At 61.0% G+C, this 18,105-nt stretch carries 15 protein-coding genes and 1 pseudogene; 2 read left to right on the top strand and 14 right to left on the bottom strand.

Going from position 1 to position 18,105, the window contains the following annotated elements:
* Positions 1-327: 327 nt before the first annotated feature.
* From EVC45_RS40595 to EVC45_RS40550, 10 genes are all read right to left on the bottom strand, one after another.
* A complete protein-coding gene (locus tag EVC45_RS40595; RefSeq protein ID WP_129963743.1) occupies positions 328-1,095 on the bottom strand; it encodes an ABC transporter ATP-binding protein in 768 nt (255 codons plus the stop codon).
* A complete protein-coding gene (locus tag EVC45_RS40590) occupies positions 1,092-1,973 on the bottom strand; it encodes an ABC transporter ATP-binding protein (protein ID WP_129963742.1) in 882 nt (293 codons plus the stop codon). Before EVC45_RS40590 ends, EVC45_RS40595 begins: the two co-directional genes overlap by 4 nt.
* A 1-nt stretch (position 1,974) precedes the next feature.
* Positions 1,975-2,889: a nickel transporter permease gene (nikC, locus tag EVC45_RS40585; protein ID WP_129963741.1), complete on the bottom strand. Its 915-nt coding sequence runs from the start codon at positions 2,887-2,889 to the stop codon at positions 1,975-1,977.
* Between the two features lie 58 nt (positions 2,890-2,947).
* On the bottom strand, positions 2,948-4,018 hold the full coding sequence (locus EVC45_RS40580) for an ABC transporter permease (RefSeq protein WP_129963740.1): 1,071 nt from the start codon (positions 4,016-4,018) through the stop codon (positions 2,948-2,950).
* 11 nt (positions 4,019-4,029) lie between these two features.
* Complete coding sequence (locus tag EVC45_RS40575; protein ID WP_129963739.1) at positions 4,030-5,637, bottom strand: ABC transporter substrate-binding protein; 1,608 nt, start codon at positions 5,635-5,637, stop codon at positions 4,030-4,032.
* Between the two features lie 69 nt (positions 5,638-5,706).
* Complete coding sequence (ddpX, locus tag EVC45_RS40570; protein ID WP_129963738.1) at positions 5,707-6,273, bottom strand: D-alanyl-D-alanine dipeptidase; 567 nt, start codon at positions 6,271-6,273, stop codon at positions 5,707-5,709.
* A gap of 122 nt (positions 6,274-6,395) precedes the next feature.
* On the bottom strand, positions 6,396-7,466 hold the full coding sequence (locus tag EVC45_RS40565) for an ABC transporter ATP-binding protein (RefSeq protein WP_129963737.1): 1,071 nt from the start codon (positions 7,464-7,466) through the stop codon (positions 6,396-6,398).
* A gap of 19 nt (positions 7,467-7,485) precedes the next feature.
* Positions 7,486-8,277, bottom strand: a complete 792-nt coding sequence (locus tag EVC45_RS40560) for an ABC transporter permease (protein WP_129963736.1) — start codon at positions 8,275-8,277, stop codon at positions 7,486-7,488.
* Complete coding sequence (locus tag EVC45_RS40555; protein ID WP_129963735.1) at positions 8,274-9,212, bottom strand: ABC transporter permease subunit; 939 nt, start codon at positions 9,210-9,212, stop codon at positions 8,274-8,276. Before EVC45_RS40555 ends, EVC45_RS40560 begins: the two co-directional genes overlap by 4 nt.
* Before the next feature lie 20 nt (positions 9,213-9,232).
* Positions 9,233-10,351, bottom strand: coding sequence for an ABC transporter substrate-binding protein (locus tag EVC45_RS40550; RefSeq protein ID WP_129963734.1), 1,119 nt, complete (start codon positions 10,349-10,351; stop codon positions 9,233-9,235).
* Positions 10,352-10,965: 614 nt separating this feature from the next.
* Between EVC45_RS40550 and EVC45_RS40545 the strand changes: the two genes are divergently transcribed.
* Both EVC45_RS40545 and EVC45_RS40540 read left to right on the top strand, forming a co-directional pair.
* Positions 10,966-11,607 (top strand): DsbA family oxidoreductase, encoded by a 642-nt coding sequence (locus EVC45_RS40545; RefSeq protein WP_129963733.1) that lies wholly within the window; start codon positions 10,966-10,968, stop codon positions 11,605-11,607.
* Between the two features lie 454 nt (positions 11,608-12,061).
* On the top strand, positions 12,062-12,487 hold the full coding sequence (locus EVC45_RS40540; protein WP_129963732.1) for a heme-binding protein: 426 nt from the start codon (positions 12,062-12,064) through the stop codon (positions 12,485-12,487).
* Between the two features lie 786 nt (positions 12,488-13,273).
* On the opposite strand, the gene EVC45_RS40525 is transcribed toward EVC45_RS40540, so the two are convergent.
* The 4 genes and pseudogenes from EVC45_RS40525 to EVC45_RS40510 all read right to left on the bottom strand — a co-directional run.
* Entirely contained in the window at positions 13,274-16,078 is a 2,805-nt protein-coding gene (locus tag EVC45_RS40525; protein ID WP_129963730.1) for a nitrate reductase, read from the bottom strand.
* A 28-nt stretch (positions 16,079-16,106) separates the two neighbouring features.
* Complete coding sequence (locus EVC45_RS40520; protein ID WP_129963729.1) at positions 16,107-17,378, bottom strand: NAD(P)/FAD-dependent oxidoreductase; 1,272 nt, start codon at positions 17,376-17,378, stop codon at positions 16,107-16,109.
* The gene (gene nirD / locus EVC45_RS40515; protein ID WP_129963728.1) at positions 17,375-17,722 is read right to left on the bottom strand and encodes a nitrite reductase small subunit NirD; all 348 of its coding nucleotides are present in this window, start codon (positions 17,720-17,722) and stop codon (positions 17,375-17,377) included. Before nirD ends, EVC45_RS40520 begins: the two co-directional genes overlap by 4 nt.
* Positions 17,723-17,752: 30 nt before the next feature.
* Positions 17,753-18,105: pseudogene (locus EVC45_RS40510) on the bottom strand (hypothetical protein); the annotation flags it as partial.

Genomic DNA, 18,105 nt, shown 5'->3' with positions numbered 1-18,105 from the left:
GGCTATGCATGACCTGCCTTCGTCTTGTTTATCCAGAAACCGGGACGATACCACCCACTGAAAATTCAATAGAGGCTTAAGTTTGAATATTAGATCCTTTGTCTTGGATCCTATGCCAATTTGCACATCCGGCATCTCACGCACTACCTCCATCAATTCGTCGCGGCTGAAACCCGTACGCTTCAATAATCGCCGGATGGTAGATGCCCCTAACCGCAATATTGCAGGGAAATCAAGGTGTCCCCTGTTCCGGTTTGCGTGGCGCGCTTTTCTGTCTGCTGCGGCCTGTGAATGTGTTTGCCTGGGCCGTCGCAGACACGAGTTCCTTTAAAGAGCCGTGTCGATACCCAAAGCGACGGCAGCCTTGCGCTGATAGCCATTCGTCGCGAGCAACAGGCTGCGTGAATACTCGTTATCGACCTGCTGCGCTCTGATTTTCTCCACATCGAGTTCTTCGACGATCTCGCCATTGCGCATGATCGCAACACGCGAGCACAGAAAGCTCACGACAGCGAGATTGTGGGTAACAAGAATCATCGTCAGATTACGCTCGCGATGCAGGCGCTTGAGCAAGTTCAATATCTCAGCTTGCACGGAGACATCGAGCGCCGATGTAGGCTCGTCGAGCAGCAACACACGCGGCTCCACGATCAGCGCGCGCGCAATCGCCACGCGTTGCCGCTGCCCACCCGATAGCTGATGCGGATAGCGAAATCGAAACGAAGCACTGAGCCCGACTTCACGCAGCGCGTTGACGATACGTTCTTCATGCTGGCAGATGCCGTTGATACGCAACGGTTCGCGCAATGTCTGATCAACAGTGAAGCGTGGATGCAGCGAGCCATATGGGTCCTGAAACACCATTTGCACAGCGCACTTTTGCGCGACGCCGCCTTGCTGCGCAATGCGCACCGTGCCTTGCGCGATCGGCGTCAGTCCGCTCAACGCACGAAGAATGGTCGACTTGCCGGAACCCGACTCACCGACGAGCCCGAACACTTCGCCTTGCGTTACATGAAAACTCGCATCGCGGACGGCATCGACTGCGCCCGCGACCGTTTTGAAGCGCACTGTCAACGCATCGACGTCGATCATGCGGACGCTCCTTGCGTGCCGTTGAGCCATGCCGGATCGCGCGACAGAACGGGCAATTCGGCTGGCGGATTGGCGAGCGGCGGATTCGCGGCAAGCAACCCGCGCGTATAAGGATGTTGCGCATGCACGAGATCGCGCGCCGCGCATGTTTCGACGACACGCCCCGCATACATCACCACCACCCGATCGCAGAACGAAATCACGAGCGGCAGGTCATGGCTGATAAAAATGAGGCCGGTATCATGTTTGGCGATCATCTCGTCGAGTACGGCGAGCACCTGCATCGATACGAGCACGTCGAGCGCACTGGTCGGCTCATCGGCGATCAGCAGGCGTGGTCCAGTCGACACCATCATTGCGATCATCACGCGCTGTCCCATGCCGCCGGAAAGCTCATGCGGATATGAATCCGCGACGCGCGCGGGGTTGCGGATATGCACCGCTTCGAGGGCCGCGATGATCTTCTCACGCATCGCACGCCGGTTGAGCTTCGGATCATGCAGTGCGAACGCCTCGCGCATTTGCTGCGCGACAGTCATCACCGGGTTCAGCGAGTACTTCGGATCTTGCAGGATCATGCCTGTTTGCTGACCGCATAGACGGCGGCGCCTGTCGGCGCGCATATTCAACAAATCATTTCCGTCGAAGCGCAACCTTTTCGCGGTGCAATGCGCGGCAGGCGGCAGAAGTCCGAGCAGCGCGCGGCCCGTTAGCGACTTGCCAGAACCCGATTCACCGACGATGCCGAGCCGCTCGCCTTTATTCAGCGTCAGCGAGAGACCGCGCACGGCTTCATTCAGCGTACCGTCGTGCGTGCGAAATGCGATGCGCAGATCGTCGATCTCACAGAGAGGCGAGCGCGTTTCGCTTGTGCCCATATCAGTCTCCATGGCGGGGATCGAACACGTCGCGCAAGCCGTCGCCGAGCAGATTGAATGCGAGGCTCACGAGCAGAATCGCCACGCCCGGTATCGTCGCCACCCACCACGCGTCGAGCAGCACGTTGCGGCCCGAGGCGACCATGAAGCCCCATTCGGGACTGGGCGGTTGTGCGCCAAGCCCCAGAAAACCAAGGCCTGCGACGGTCAGAATGATGCCCGCCATATCAAGCGTCGCTCGAACGATCACCGACGACGAACACAGCGGCACGATATAGCGCAGCAGAATGCGCAGGTTCGACGCGCCTTGCAGCCGCGCGACGTGTATGAAATCGGCTCGCACGAGCCTCAACGTTTCGGCGCGCGCAAGACGCGCATAGGCGGGCCACGCGGTAATCGAAATAGCGATCACCGCATTGAACACACCCGGCCCCAATGCCGCGGCGAATGCGAGTGCAAGCACGATCTTCGGGAACGCTAGCGCGATATCCGTCACGCGCATCAGCACGTTATCGACCCAACCTCCGAAGAAGCCCGCCGTCGTACCGATCATCAAGCCGATCGGCACGACGACCACGACAACGAGGATCGCAATCGACAGCGTCAGGTGCGAGCCGTAAATGATGCGTGAAAGAATATCGCGTCCGAGCTGATCGGTGCCAAGCCAATGAGAGGTCGAACCGGGCGGCAGCAGACGGTCGGACAACACCTGCCGGAGGGGATCATGCGGCGCGATCCAGGGCCCGATGACGGCGACGATCACGAGCAGCATGAGGATCGACAGACCGAACACCGATAGCGGATTACCCGAGAAACTCCGCCAGCGCCGATACGCAAGACCGAGCGCCGCCTGCCTGTGCGAAGCTGGCGTATCGGTCAGCAACCAGGCTCTCCATGTTGAGCGAGGCACGTTCATCGGCAAATCCCGAGTTGAAGTTTCAACAGGTGGACGCACGTTGAAGATCTCCGTTGCATCAGCGGGCGCGCGGATCGAACACGCGATAGAGCGCATCCGTCAGCAGGTTCAACGCAATGAAAGTAATGCCGATCACGAGCGTGCTGCCGAGCACGGCATTCATATCGGCGTTGAGCAGCGCGCCCGTCAGATACGAACCGATGCCCGGCCACGCGAATACGATTTCGGTGAGCACCGAGCCTTCGAGCAAAAAGCTATACGAAAGTGCGATCACCGTCAGCAGCGGCACCGCGATATTGCCGAATGCGTGCACCCACACGACTCGCCGCTCGGACAAGCCTTTTGCGCGTGCCGTCGTGATGTACTCCTGGTTTAACTGGTCGAGCATGAACGAGCGCGTCATCCGGCTCAGATACGCGACCGAGTAGTAGCCCAATATCGCAGCGGGCAACGCGATATGCGACAGCGCATTGAAAAACACATCCCATTCCCCCGCGATCAACGAGTCGATCAACAGGCTGCCCGTGTGCGTATCGACCATGCCATCGAACACGGGGTCGATTCTTCCTGGTCCCGACACCCAATGCAGCTTCGCATAGAACAACAGCAGTCCCATCAGACCGAGCCAGAACACCGGCACTGAACTGCCGATCAGGCCGATGAAACGCGCGACGTGATCGATCCAGCGGTTGTGCCGTGTCGCAGCAATCACGCCGAGCGGCACACCGACCAATACGCCGATGATCGTCGACAGTGTCGCGAGTTCCAATGTGGCCGGGAAGACACGCTTGATGTCGTCGAGCACGGGATTCGCCGTCAGCAGCGATACGCCCAGATCGCCGTGCAGCACCGCGCGCACATAGATGAAAAACTGCTCGGCAACGGGTTTGTCGAGTCCAAGCTGAATGCGCGCGGCCGCATAAGCGCTCGCCGACGCGCGATCGCCGAGAATGGCGAGCACGGGATCGATCGGCACCTTGCGGCCGATCACGAAGGTCACGGCCAGCAAGCCCGTGAACGTGACGGCGAGCGTGAGCGCCCAGCGCAGCACGCGCAACGTCCAGCGCACAGTCGCGCTGCGCGCGGACGCAGCGCGTATCTGGTCAACAGGAGTGGTCGTCGTCGACATGGTTCGCGCGCTTACTGCTTCTTCACATGCAGATACGACACGAGATCGTTGATTGGGCCGACTTCGAGGCCCGACACGTCCGGACGCATCGCCACTTGCGACACCTGCTGGAACATGATGACGAACGGCGACTTTGCGAGCATTTCCTTCTGCATCGTCTGATAGAGTTGCGCGCGGTTTGTCGTCGACGATTCGGCGAGCGCCGCATTGGTCTGTTTCGTCAGATCGGGAATGTCCCACGAATTACGCCATGCGAGCATCTTGTACGCAGACTTGTCGGAGTTGTCCGGATTCCATGCGTAGCCCTGCGCATTGCTGTGCGGGTCGATGTAATCCGCTGACCATTCGCCGATATAGATATCGTGCTGACGCGCACGATACTTCGCGAGCGTCTGCTTGTTGTCGCCCGGAATGATCTCGACCTTGATGCCGCCTTGCGCGAGATTCGCTTGTATGGCTTGGGCAATTTCGTTGTACGGGTAAGCGCTGCGCACATCCATCGTCACGTTGAAGCCGTTGGGCAAGCCCGCTTTGGCGAGCAGCGCCTTGGCCCTGGCAACGTCCTGGTGATACGGATTGGTATTCAACGCACCGAGGAAACCTTCAGGCAGGAACGTTTGATGAACCTTGAACGTGCTCTTCGTCACGTTCTTCTGAATGCCGTCATAGTCGATCAGCCATTTCATCGCTTCCTGCACTTCCGGCTTCGCGAGATTCGGGTTCTTCACGTTCAGGCCGAGGTAGAGCAACGTCGCTTGCGGCACCGACATCACCTGCACCTTGTTGGCCCTGGTCAATGCGGCGAGATCGTCCGGGCTCAGATTGCGCGCGACATCCGCGTCGCCGTTTTCGAGCAGCAGGCGCTGGCTCGCGGCTTCCGGCACATGGCGCATCACGATGCGCTTCATCGCGAGCGGCAGTCGGTAGCCGTCGTATTTCTGCAGGATGATGCTGTCGTTCGCCGTCCATTTGACGAGCTTGTACGCGCCAGAGCCTGCTTCGTTCGTACGCAGCCATTCGTTGCCGAAGTCGTTGCCCTTCTGATGCGACATCAGGAGTTGCTTATCGACCACTGACGCAGGCCACGCACCCAGCACGTTCAGCACGAACGTGGGCGAGTATTTCTGGTCGGTCGTAATGCTGACGGTCGAGTCGTCAATCTTCTTGACGTTCTGCAGCGCGTTGTCCTTGGTCAGGCCAATGCCTTGCAATACGGCCGCCGCGCCCTTATCGAGCAGCACGCAGCGCTGGATCGACCACGCGACATCATCGGCTGTCAGAGGATTGCCCGAGTGGAACTTGAGACCGGGGCGAATCTTGAACGTGAACGTGAGTCCATCAGGGCTGACCGTCCACGATTGCGCGGCATCGCCATTGAACTTCGCCGGGTCTTTCAGATCGACGCGCACCAGTCGGTCATAGGTATTCGCGACATATTCTTCCGGCACGAGCTCATAGACTTCGCCGGGATCGAGCGTCGAGAATTCGTCGAGCGTGGTGGCGATCACCAGCATGTCTTTCGGCGTCGCCGCAAATGCAGTACTTGTTGTCGTCATCGTAAGCGTCAGTGCGGACACGACCACGACTGCCGCCAGCGCATTGCGCAAAACCAGATTCATACTCGCTCCGTATCGAGAAGGAAGATCGGTGAAGAACCCGCAAACGGACAGCAAAGAACCAGAACGCGATTACATCAATTTCAGGGGGCCGCTTTCGCTATTATCAATAACGGGCAGCGAGCGTGAACCCGGAATTTCGTAATGCCACCATTCGCTTGGAATATGCGTGAAGCCTGCCGCATGCATGATGCCGAGCAGCAGCAGGCGATTGCGCTGCACGTGCTGCGGCAATCCGTGATGGAAGTGCTCGGACTCCTTGATCATTGCATCGAAGTCCGTGCCCATGTCGAGCGCTTCACCGTTGCTGTCGATCAAGGTGAGATCGAGCGCCGTACCCCGGCTATGGTTCGAGCCTCGGCCAAGTTCTGCGATATACGTGGGATCGGGCAGAAAATCCCACAGTACTTTTTGTGCTTGCGGCGGACGGTACGCATCGAAAATGCGCAGTTTCATGCCGACGCTTTCAGCAAGTTCGACGGCTTTGCGCAATCTGGCTTCAGCGGGCGCAAGCAGCAGCGCGTGCGCTTCCTTGTAGATCGGCTTGCCGGTGAAATTGCGATCGGTCGCATACACGAGGTCGAGTTCGACGCCGTGCGTTTCCGGTGTGATGTGAATGAGGTGCGGTGTATCGGTCATGATTGACAAAGATCGAATTGATCGAGTTCGCATTGCAACTCAGGAAGCCCAGCGATTCGCGGGTCTGCAACTGGTCGAACCATCGCAACCAGCAAGTCCGTCCCGGCAAGCCGGCAACGCCGTTAGTGCACGTTCTCATCCAGCACAAGCAGATTGTCGTGCGAAAAGCCAAGAGCAACGGGCTGCCCGCGCTCCGGCAGGATCCGGTTCGGATCGTTGAAGACATCGAGGGTAACGATTGCGCTGCTGACCCGCGCGCGAATGCGCACCACTGAACCGAGGAAGCTGATCTCTTCAACCGTCGCCGCCAGCGAGTTGCGGTCGTTCGATGGCGGCTCGAGCAGAATTGCCTCCGGACGCAACGCCAGCACACGCTCCTTGCCGGCATCGTCCGGTGGGAGCGGCCGCGATGTCACCAGTTCCTGACCGTCAACGGCAATGCGCCCCGTTGCAGGATCGATCACACGCCCGGCCAGAATATTGAGCGTTCCCACGAACGTCGCGACAAAGCGTGTACGCGGAAAGTTGTATATATCGAGCGGCGCCCCCACTTGTTCGACACGCCCGTCGTTCATGACGACGATGCGGTCCGACATCGACAACGCTTCTTCCTGATCGTGCGTGACGAAGATCGACGTGATGCCGAGCTCACGCTGTAGTGCCCGTATATCTTCGCGCAGCGAGACGCGAATTTTTGCGTCGAGCGCGGAAAGCGGTTCGTCGAGCAACAGCACTTGAGGCTTACTCGCGAGCGCACGGGCCAAGGCCACACGCTGTTGCTGCCCACCGGACAATTGCCACGGATAGCGCCCGGCGAGATGCGGCAGCTTGATCAGTTCCAGCATCTCTGCAACGCGCCCGCTCACCTCTTTCTCCGAACGCTTTGCGACCTTCAACGCGAAGCCGATGTTCTGCGCCACCGTCATGTTCGGAAACAACGCATAAGACTGGAACACCATGCCGACGGCGCGATCGCGCGTACGCACACGCGTGACGTCGCGACCATTCAGGCGGATCGCGCCTCGCGTGGGCGTTTCGAATCCGGCGATCATGCGCAGCACGGTCGTCTTACCGCAGCCCGACGGGCCGAGAAAGGTGACGAATTCGCCTTGTCCGATGTTCATGTCGAACTGATGCACCGCAACATTTGCCCCAAACGCCTTGTGAAGATTGTCGATCTCGAGAAATGCCATGGGTCGCGGCCTCACCGGCTCAAGTTTTATGGCCGGCCAGCGCGCGCGCCGAGCCGAACACCTGGATCAATCCCATCGATGCCCACGTGACAATGAAGGCGATGATCGCCAGCGCCGAGGGCTCGTAAGCGCGGTTCGCGCCGATCAGTTGCAAATACGGTCCGAACGCCGGGCGATCCAGCAGGCTCGCGATCGTGAATTCGCCGACTACCACGGCGAACGTCAGAAACGCACCGGACAGAATCCCCGAGCGCACGTTCGGGAAAATCACGCGGAAAAGGATCGTCGTCCAGCCAGCGCCGAGACACTCGGCGGCCTCGGTCAGCGAGCGTACGTCAACGGCGCGCATCCCCGCATCGACGGCGCGGTACATAAAAGGCAGCGATAGCGTGACGTAACCGAATACGAGTAGCAGATCGGTCGCGCGTTCGTGACTGGTGAACGGCAAAATCGAACTGCTGTTGTAGATGCGCAGGTAGCCGAAGACGATCACGATGGCCGGGATCACGAGCGGCAGCAAGGTGATGAACTCCACGACCGGCCGAAGCTTCGGCAAACGCAGTTGCACCCAATACGCCGTAGGCACGACGAGCAGCACGCCGATCACGATGGTGAGCAATCCCATCAACACCGAATAGCCGAACGAAGCCTGAAAATGGGGATCTCCCAGGACAACGCGGTACGCATCGAAGCTGTACGCGTCGCGACGCATCCGCAGACTGAACTCGAAGGTCGCGGCGAGCGGAGTCAAAAAATACAGTGTGCCGATGATCACGGCGATCCAGGCGCCCGCGCGCGATTGCGATTTCATCGGCGGCCCCTTTCGGCTCGCGCGCGCAACCAGATGTAGCCGCCGTTCGACAGGCCCGTGACCACGATCATGCCGAGCGCGAGGGCGTATCCGAGATTCTGGTTATGCAGCACGTCGCCGCGAATCTGCGCGAACAGCAGGATCGGAACGATGTTGAGGGAACTGCCAGTCAACGCGTAAGCCGTGGCGACCGCGCCGAACGCATTGGCGAACAGCAGCAGGGCCGCACCCAGAAAGCTCGGCCAGAGGACCGGCAACCCGACGTAGAGCCAGTATTGCGCCGCCGTGCCACCGAGGCAGTCGCACGCTTCGCGCCACTCGCGTTTCAGGCCATCGAGCGCCGGCGTGATGATGAGCACCATCAACGGAATCTGGAAGTACAGGTATGTAATGGTCAGCCCGAGGAAGCTGAGGATGCTGAACCCGGTGGAATAGAGATTGAAACCGAGATATTTCCGTGCGAGCACCGTCACGAGGCCCACGCGCCCCAAAGTACTGATGAACGCGAAGGCGAGCGGCACCCCCGCGAAGTTGGATGCGACGCCAGAAAAGGTCGTGAGCGTCGGCCGGATCCACGCGGGCAACCGACCGTGCACCGCGGCCCACGCGAGCAGCGCGCCGAAGATGGCCCCGCCGGCCGCGGATGCGACGCTCACCTTCACGCTGATCCAGTAGGCATCGAGTACAGCCGGTTGAAACAGCTCGCGAAGATTCGCAAGTGTGAAGTTCCCCTGCGCATCCTGAAACGCGCCGATCATCAGAAAAGCGGTGGGCAATAAAAGAAATAACAGCGCGAACGCGAAAAACGGCACGACGCCCGCATAGGTCAGCCAACTTGCACCGCTGCTGCCGCGCACGGGACCGGATTTCGGCGCGGGCCCGGCGGGCGTCAGCAAGTCCGGGCCCGAAGCGCCTGGCTGCGGAGATGCGCTCATCCCGGCGGTCTCGCGCGTGCCTACTTCACGTTAGCGCCAACGACCTGATCCCAGCCTTTGGTCACGACGTCCTTCGTGGCGTTCTGCTGATCGAGCGTCGGAAAGACCGCGCCGTTGTAGGCCGATGCAGGCGGCAGCTTCGCGAGCAGTGCCGGCGGCACCTTCTTCTGCGCGACGAGCTCGTTGTAGCGCATCGGATGACAATAACCGGCAAGCCAACCGAGCTGCCCTTCGTCAGAGTAGAGGAATTCCATCCACAGCTTCGCGGCATTCGGATGAGGCGCATAGGCACTGATCGCCTGCACATAGACGCCCGCCACCACCCCTGTCTTCGGCACAATGACTTGCACCTTCGGATTGCCTTTGAGCGTGTCCCGATCGGCAAGCGCGTTGTAATCCCAACGCACGATGATCGGCGTCGTGCCCTGCGCCAGTGACGCGGCCTTGCCGATCACGGGCACGAAGTTGCCGCTCTTGTTCAGATCGGCGAAGAACTTGAGGCCCGCCTGGTCAGCCTTCGTTGCATCGCCTTTGCCTTGCGAAAGGCCCGCGGCATAAACGGCCTGAATGGCCTGATTCGCCGAGCGCGGGTCACCGGCGAGCGAGACCGCATTGCGGTACTCCGATTTGAGCAGATCGCCCCAATCGGCCGGCGCCTTGTCGATCATGTCCGCGTTGACTTCGAACGCAAGCACGCCGTAGTAGTCGCCGTACCAGTAGCCTTCCGCATCCTTGGAAGCTGCCGGGATCGAGCCCCACGTCGATACCTTGTAAGGCTGCAACAGGCCTTCTTTTTTGGCGGACGGTCCGAACGACAGGCCGACATCGATCACGTCGGGCGCTTGCGGTCCCTTGTTGCCTTTGTTCGCCTTGATCGCTTCGATCTCGTCCCCGGAGCCTGCATCAGGGTTCAGTTCGTTGACGTGGATGCCGTACTTCTTCTCGAATGCGGCGATCAGCGAGCCGTACCCGCACCAGTCATGCGGCAGGGCGATCGTGGTCAACTGCCCTTCCTGTTTGGCGGCGGCCACGAGCGCGTCCGGTGGCGCAGCCGATGCAGGGTGAATGCCCCCCACAGCGAGTCCAGCCGTTGCGGAGATCGAAAGGACACGGCCCGCCCAGATACGCTTGATCGTCATCGCTGTTTCCGAAAGGAAGGTAGTGCGTTGAGGGGATCCGCCGATTGCTGAAGCAGGCTAGATTTAAATCCAGAAATTTGCAAGCTGCCAAAAAAGTGCAACTTCACGTTTTGGCGGATCCAAGCCGCGTACCGTCGCGCCGGCGAAACCCTGATTGCATGATCCCACAATCGACCATTTCATCTGTAGCAGAAAGACCGTCAAGTGTGCCTATGCGCACCATCGTCACGAGCTCGGCCGATGTCGCGCTCCGATTGCGCAGTGCATCAGAAACGCCTGAGAGCGCGCGGGTCATGCTCGGGCGGTCGCCACCACCGGGGTTTGGGCGACAGGACAGCGAATGCGATATTAGGCGCTCGCGGCTGAACGCGAGATCGAAACGGGCATGCGCGCCGCGCGCGAGCGCCACAAGAAAGCGATTCAGCCGGACGCTGCCCCCTGCGAATGTTGACCTGACCGGCGTGACAGACTGCGCGTCGCGGGCGGGCTGCCGTATGGTTGACTTACGGGAACAATTGAATTGCCATGGCAGATGGCAATTTCGCCTCCAAACTCGTCCAGAATGGTCTCGACACCGAAACCTGGCCGAACAGTCGATCATCATCAGGAAAGCAATGAAACAGCCGATCAAAATCGATTTCGTCTCCGATGTAGCGTGCCCGTGGTGCGCTATCGGTCTCTCCTCGCTGCAAGTTGCACTGTCACGACTTGGTGATGCCGTCGATGCCGAATTAGTCATGCATCCCTTCGAATTGAATCCGCGGATGGGCGAGGACGGTGAAGACCTTGTCGAACATATCGGAAAGAAATACGGGAGCACCCCGCAACAGGTAGCCCAAGCGCAGGCCGTGCTCCGGCAGCGTGGCGCAGATGTTGGTTTCACCTTCGGCATTCGCAAGCGCATCTATAACACCTTCGACGCGCACCGCTTGATTCATTGGGCCGGTATCAAAGGCAAACAGGTACAGCTCAAAGAAGCCCTCCTGCATGCCTATCACGGAGAGGGAAAGCCCACGAGTAGCCATGACGTTCTGGTCGATGGGGCTGAATCCGTGGGACTTGACGGCGTCGAGGCGCGCTCTATCCTGCAAGGAGGCGACTATGCCGATGAGGTCCGTGCGGAAGAAGAGAAATACCAGGTCATGGGTATCCATTCAGTGCCGTCGATCATCTTTAATAACCGCTATCTGATGACCGGCGCGCAACCCGTCGAAGCGATCGAGAAAGCCATTCAACAGATTCTGGCCGAAGCGTAATGTGACTTCGGCACCGCGATGACAGTTTGTCGATGAATTACCTAGTCGATCAAACGGGCTTTTCGTGCAGATGGCTCGCGTGTTGGCACCGCATGCAAAACTGAGAAAGAGCGCCAATGTATTTGGATGCAAATTGACGATTACCGTCATCAAACTCAAGAGCTGGCCTTCACGACGCCCGATGGCCCGTTCAACGGGGATTCCATTTCCATTCACTGAGAACTCATGTATCCCCGAGCGATCTCGACACCAGCACCATTGCACGGCAACACGCCTTGTGCGCCGCGTGGCAGCACTGGACGATCGGGGTGGCCTCAAGTAGACCCTGATCCGGCGCATTGACGGCATAAGCGCAGCAAATCTGGCGCGAGCGCATGCGCTGATCGAGGCTGGCAACATGATCGGCGAAGTCATCGTCGCCAGCCGCTGAACCTTTCTGACACCCAGCACAACCATGACATCGCAAATCATCAGCACGACAACAATCACCCACGAAGCCGCGCAAGCATTGCTGGCGGAGGCGCACCGCGCCTGCGCTGCGCGGGGATTCGCAGCGGCAATCGCAATCACCGACGCCGGAGGGCACCTGCGCGCTTTCGAGCGCGCGGATACGGTCCCTTTCCTTACCGTTGACGTCGCCATCAACAAGGCATGGACCGCCGCCTCGTTCGGCATGGCCACGGATCAATGGAATCAGTACATGGCCGAACCGACCGTTGCCCCGCTGGCACACCATCCGCGCCTGACGGCGATAGGCGGCGGCATACCACTCCTCCACGAGGGGCGTCTGGTGGGTGGTATCGGTGTTTCTGGCGGAACCCCCGTTCAAGACCATGAGGCCGCTGAAGAGGCGCTGCGTAAAGCCGGATTTCTGCCATGAGCCGAGAGCCGGCAAAGCGGGGAAATCTCATTTGGATTGCATAGACGGCGACGGCCTTGGTTTGTTCGTCATTCAAGGTGTGCGCCACTGAGCTCATCACGGGTTGTTTGTCCGTTCGACGCGAGCGTCGCGCAGCGGCATCTCTATCCCGAGCGATTCCCGGAGACTGCTCGCGCCGATGAGAGCCTCGGCGACGGCAATCTGTTGCCCGAAGATACGAGCGACGCCAATCCGCATCCGACGGGAATTCCGATGAACAGGGCAGGCTCTTCGCAGTGAGACAGTGAGATAGGTTAATGGGCGGGCCGGCCCGACCTCCTCGCCGCAGCAGATCAACCGACTGATGTCCCGGAAAATGCCCCCTGCGATGTCGCGCAACAAACCCAAAACGAATAGCCGATAGACCTGCGCAAGTCGCAGCGCACCAGTGCCGGCGCAGATATGATTACAGGCGTAATTGAACCCAGCGCCTTCTCCCGTCCCTAGCCAAATCAGCGGTTACTTACGCAAGCCAGCCGCGCGTCGCCGTGAACGGCTTTGCCGCCACGGTCCGCGCAAGCGCGCCGGGCGCAGATCGGCAGCGTGTCGCTGTTGCAGCCCGCCCTCGCCTCCGGCACCTGAAGACATCACCTTGCCCGCATCGTCGAAGTCCCTGAAGGGGGCGATCGGGTCAATTCCGCTTAGCACCGGTCGAAGCTTTTTCATCATCGCAACAGAATCTCCTCATTGACATCCGGGGCCAGCGTCATTCTGCGCCGGCGACCAGGCAAAACATTCAAGCGACACTCATGCCGCGCTCAGTCGCGCCAGCTCGGTATCGACCAGCAGCTTCTTCAGTTCGGGCACGCAGGACCCGCAGTTGCCGCCTGCTTTCAGGCATGCGGTAATCTCCGCCGCGCTTTTCAGCCCCTGCTCGCGGATCGCCGCGCAGATCGTGTTGCGCCCGACGCCGAAACACGAACAGACCGTCGGTCCCGTATCCGCGCCCTTGCCGATTGGTTGGCCCAGCAGCACGCCGATGCGGTCCGTCTCGTCGAGCCTGTCCTTCGCAAACAGGCTCGAGAGCCACTCGCGCGCCGGCAATTCAGGACGTGCCGAAAGGAAGATGCAGTTCTCGATACGGTCGTCGATCAGGTGTACCGCGCGATAGACGCCCGCGGCGCGGTCCTCGTATTCGAGCCAGTCGTCATGAGAATCGTCGACGCGAAACAGTGCCCGCGCCCAGACGCCGCGATCGCCGTGGTCGGCGAGCGGGTTGCGCCCCGCCAGCTCATAGCGCACGAACTGCGCCCCGTGGACGCGCGTCCAGTACGTGACGCTATCGAGCGACGGGGCATGCCGGCTCAGTGAGAAGCCCTGCCAGGCGACGTGGAACCTGTCGACCCGAACTGGCGTGTGCTTGAACTCGGGCTCGCCCGAAACAGGATCGACCGCGGGATTCACCACGGCGCCCACGCGTGCGTCGGAAGCCACCTGATCGTTCCAATGAATGGGTACGAACACGCTGCCGCGCGTCATGCCGCCGCCGTATTGCACGCGTGCGACCATGGCCCCCCAACGGCTCGCCACTCGCGCGAGATCGCCCTCACGCACACCGCACGCGAGCGCGTCCTGCGGGTGCATGTCGACAAACGCCTCGGTGATATGACCGGCAAGTTTCTCCGACTTGCCAGTTCGCGTCATGGTGTGCCACTGGTCGCGCACGCGGCCCGTGTTCAGCGTCAGCGGATAGTCCTCATCCGGCGCGTTGGCCGGGGCGCGTGGTGGCGTGGCGACAAAACGCGCCTTGCCGTCTGCGTGGCTGAAGCGGCGATCGCCGAAAAGACGTCCGGTGCCTCGTGCTGCTGTGTCATTCGTCGCGAGAACCGGCCACTGGATAGGCGCCATGGCAGCGTAACCTTCATCACCAAGGCCGGCGAGGCCAGCCAGGTTGAACGCGCGGTGTACACCACCGACGGTGGCGTCGTTCGTTGCGTCGGCGCTCTGACTCTCTTCATTGCGCCAGGCGCTCAGCCGCGCATGCTCATCGAAAATCTGGTGCTGACTCGCGAAGTCGAAGCCCGCATAGCCCATCCGCTGCGCAACGTCGCAGATGATCCGCCAATCGGCTCGCGCTTCTCCAGGCGCGGGCAGGAATGCGCGCTGCCGCGAGATTCTGCGTTCGGAATTGGTGACGGTGCCGTCCTTTTCTCCCCAGCCGAGCGCCGGCAGCAGAACATGGGCAAACGCATTCGTATCGGTGCGCTCCACGATGTCGGAGCAGACGACGAGTTCACAGCTCGCGAGCGCGCGCTTCGCCTGATCGCCGTCGGGCAGGCTGACGACCGGGTTCGTGCCCATGATCCAGACCGCCTTGATGCGGCCTTGCCCGATTGCCTCGAAGAGTTCGACCGCCTTGAGCCCCGGCTTCGAAGCGATCACAGGCGCACCCCAGAATTCCTGCACCAGTTCCCGATGCTCTGGCTTGTCAAGTTCGAGATGCGCGGCCAGCGTGTTCGCAAGCCCGCCGACCTCGCGCCCGCCCATCGCATTCGGCTGTCCGGTGAATGAGAATGGCCCCATTCCCGGTTTGCCGATACGGCCTGTCAGCAGATGACAATTGATGATGCTGTTGACCTTGTCCGTGCCGGAAGTGGACTGGTTCACGCCCTGCGAGTACACCGTCACCACGCGCTCGGTCCGCGCGAACAGGCGATAGAACTCGAGCAGATCATGCGGATCGACCTTGCACGCCTTCGCGCATTGCGCGAGGTCGAACCCGGTTGCCGCGCCGGCGGAAGCGGCGGCTAGCGCCTGCGCACAGCCGGTCGTGTGTGCCTCGACGAACTGCGCATCGGTTGCGCCATGTTCCGCGAGAAAACTGAGCAGACCGTTGAACAGCCGGACATCGGTGCCCGCGGCGAGCGGCAGATGCAGGTCGGCCATCTCGCAGGTCGCGGTGTAGCGCGGGTCGATCACGACCACCTTCATCCCGGGCCGCGCTTCCTTGATCTTGATGATCCGTTGGAACAGGATCGGATGGCACCACGCCGTATTCGAACCGACCAGCACCACCAGGTCGGCCAGTTCGAGATCCTCGTAGCACACCGGCACCAGATCCTCGCCAAAGGCTCGTTTATGTCCGGCGACCGATGACGACATGCACAGACGCGAATTGGTGTCGATATTCGCGCTGCCGACATAGCCTTTCATCAGCTTGTTCGCGACGTAGTAGTCCTCGGTCAGCAACTGCCCCGACACGTACAGCGCGACGGCATCCGGGCCGTGCTGGTCGATGATCCGGCGAAAGCCCCCGGCGACAGCATCGAGCGCATCGCTCCACGACGCGTCGCGCAATGCGCCGCTCACGGGCTCGCGCAGCTTCGGATGAAGCAGCCGTCCGTCGAGTCCGATCGTTTCGCCGAGCGCCGAGCCTTTCACGCACAAGCGGCCGAAGTTCGCGGGGTGCAGTTCGTCGCCGACGATCTCGTGCCGGCCGTCCGGGTGCACGCTCGCGCGCACGCCGCAACCGACGCCACAGTACGGGCAGGTGGTCCTGACGGAGCCACTGCTGCCGTCAGGCGTGCTGGAAATAGCAATGGGGAAACTCACGTTGAATTCCGGTTCAGGCAAGCTGCGTTCACGCGGGCTGCATCTCGCAGAGGGCTTTGCCGAACAGCAACTGGCTGCGCAGCGAAGAGATGTCAGTGCGGTCCTGGATCAATTCGAAATACCACGCGCCCTCCTTGACGTCCCCGTAGAGGACCGCGCCGACCACCCGGTTATCCTCGATCACGAGGCGCTTGTAGACGCCGCGCCGCGGATCGCGCAGCACCAGGTCTTCACTGTCCGGTCCGCCGATGAAGTCGCCGGCGGAATACAGGTCGACACCGGTGACTTTGAGCTTGGTTGCGGTCGCGCGCTGCACGTAACGGCGGTGGCCCGCTCCGGCGAGATGCGCGCCGCACACGCGCGCCTGGTCCCAGATCGGTGCGACGAGGCCGAAGGTTGCCGTACGATGTTGCACGCATTCGCCAACCGCGTAAACACGCGGATCGTAGGTCTGCAGCGTGTCGTCGACGACGATTGCACGCTCGCAGTGCAGGCCCGCCTGTTGCGCGAGTTCGATATTCGGACGCACGCCGGCGGTCATGACAACCAGGTCCGCGGGAATCTCCGAGCCGTCGTCGAAACGCACCGCGGTGACACGATCCGGCCCGACGATTTCGGTGGTGTTGGCCTTCAGCAGGAAACGTAGCCCTTTGCGCTCCAGCGCCTGCTGCAGCAGGACCGACGCGCTCCTGTCGAGCTGGCGCTCCATCAGGCTGTCCATCACATGAACGACGGTGACCGACATGCCCTGGCGCATCAGCCCATTGGCCGCCTCCAACCCAAGCAGTCCGCCGCCGATCACCACCGCGTGGCGGTGACTGCGCGCGGCCGCAAGCATCGTTTCGACATCCTGGATGTCACGAAACGCGATCACCCCCGGCAGTTCGTGGCCCGGCACTGGAATCAGAAACGGCTTGGAGCCGGTCGCGATCAGCAGCCGGTCGTAGCTCTCTTCGGTACCGCTTTGCGAGCGTACGATGCGGCGCCTGCGATCGATCGAGACCACCGGATCGCCCGCATGCAACCGGATGCCGTTCTCCACATACCAGTCGCGCGTGTTGAGGATGATGTCGTCGACACTCTTCTCGCCCGCGAGCACCGGCGAGAGCAGGATGCGGTTGTAGTTGCCGTACGGTTCGGCGCCGAAAACGGTAATGTCGTAAAGGTCCGGCGCGAGCTTCAGCAGTTCCTCGACGGTGCGCATGCCGGCCATGCCGTTGCCGACCACCACGAGACGCGGGCGGGGAGGCGCGACTGACACTGCGCGTGCCGGGGTCTGCGGGTGGATTTCGTATCTCATGCCGCGACCCAGACCTTGCCGCTTTCGACGCGCACCGGGTACGCGCTGACGGAATGCTCGGGCGCCTCCAGGCATTCGCCGGTGCGTAGATCGAAGTGATGCTTGTAGATCGGCGAGGCGACCACGATGCGTTCGCCGAGACTGCCGATTAGCCCACGCGAGAGCACCGCCGCGTGCGAACCCGGATCGAAATTGTCGATCGCGAACACACCGCCGTCACCGTCCGCGACGTGAAATACCGCCACCTGCTCGCCGTTCACCAGCGCGCAGACACCCGTATTCGGGACGATGTCGTCGAGCGTGCACACGGGCATCCAGGATGGTGAAGTCTGATCGTTGCTCATGCTGGGTTCCTCACATCAGGTGGTGTATGGTCAGGCGGTTTCGGCGATGACGGGTATCGGGAACTGCTTCACTTGCCGCTCTTCTCGCGTCGCGGGACGGATCTGCCCGCGCTCCTCGACGAAGGTGACGTTCTCGTCGGGTTTGTCGCTGTTGACGAAATGACGGAAGCGCTTGCGAGTCTCGGGATCGGTCACCGCCCGTTTCCACTCGCACTCGTATGTGTCGATCACGTGCTGCATTTCCGCCTCCAGCTCCGTGGCAAGTCCGAGCTTGTCGTGCACGACGACGTCGATCAGGTACTGAAGCCCCGTTACTATCTTCACTCCCCGATAATTGGGGATTTGGCCAGCCGGGCCCGGCATGATTCTCGCCCCCAGTCGCT

Source organism: Paraburkholderia sp. UYCP14C, assembly GCF_004197395.1.
Lineage (GTDB): Bacteria > Pseudomonadota > Gammaproteobacteria > Burkholderiales > Burkholderiaceae > Paraburkholderia.
Note: the sequence above shows the minus strand (reverse complement) of the source record. Positions and strands in the feature narration are given on the sequence as shown.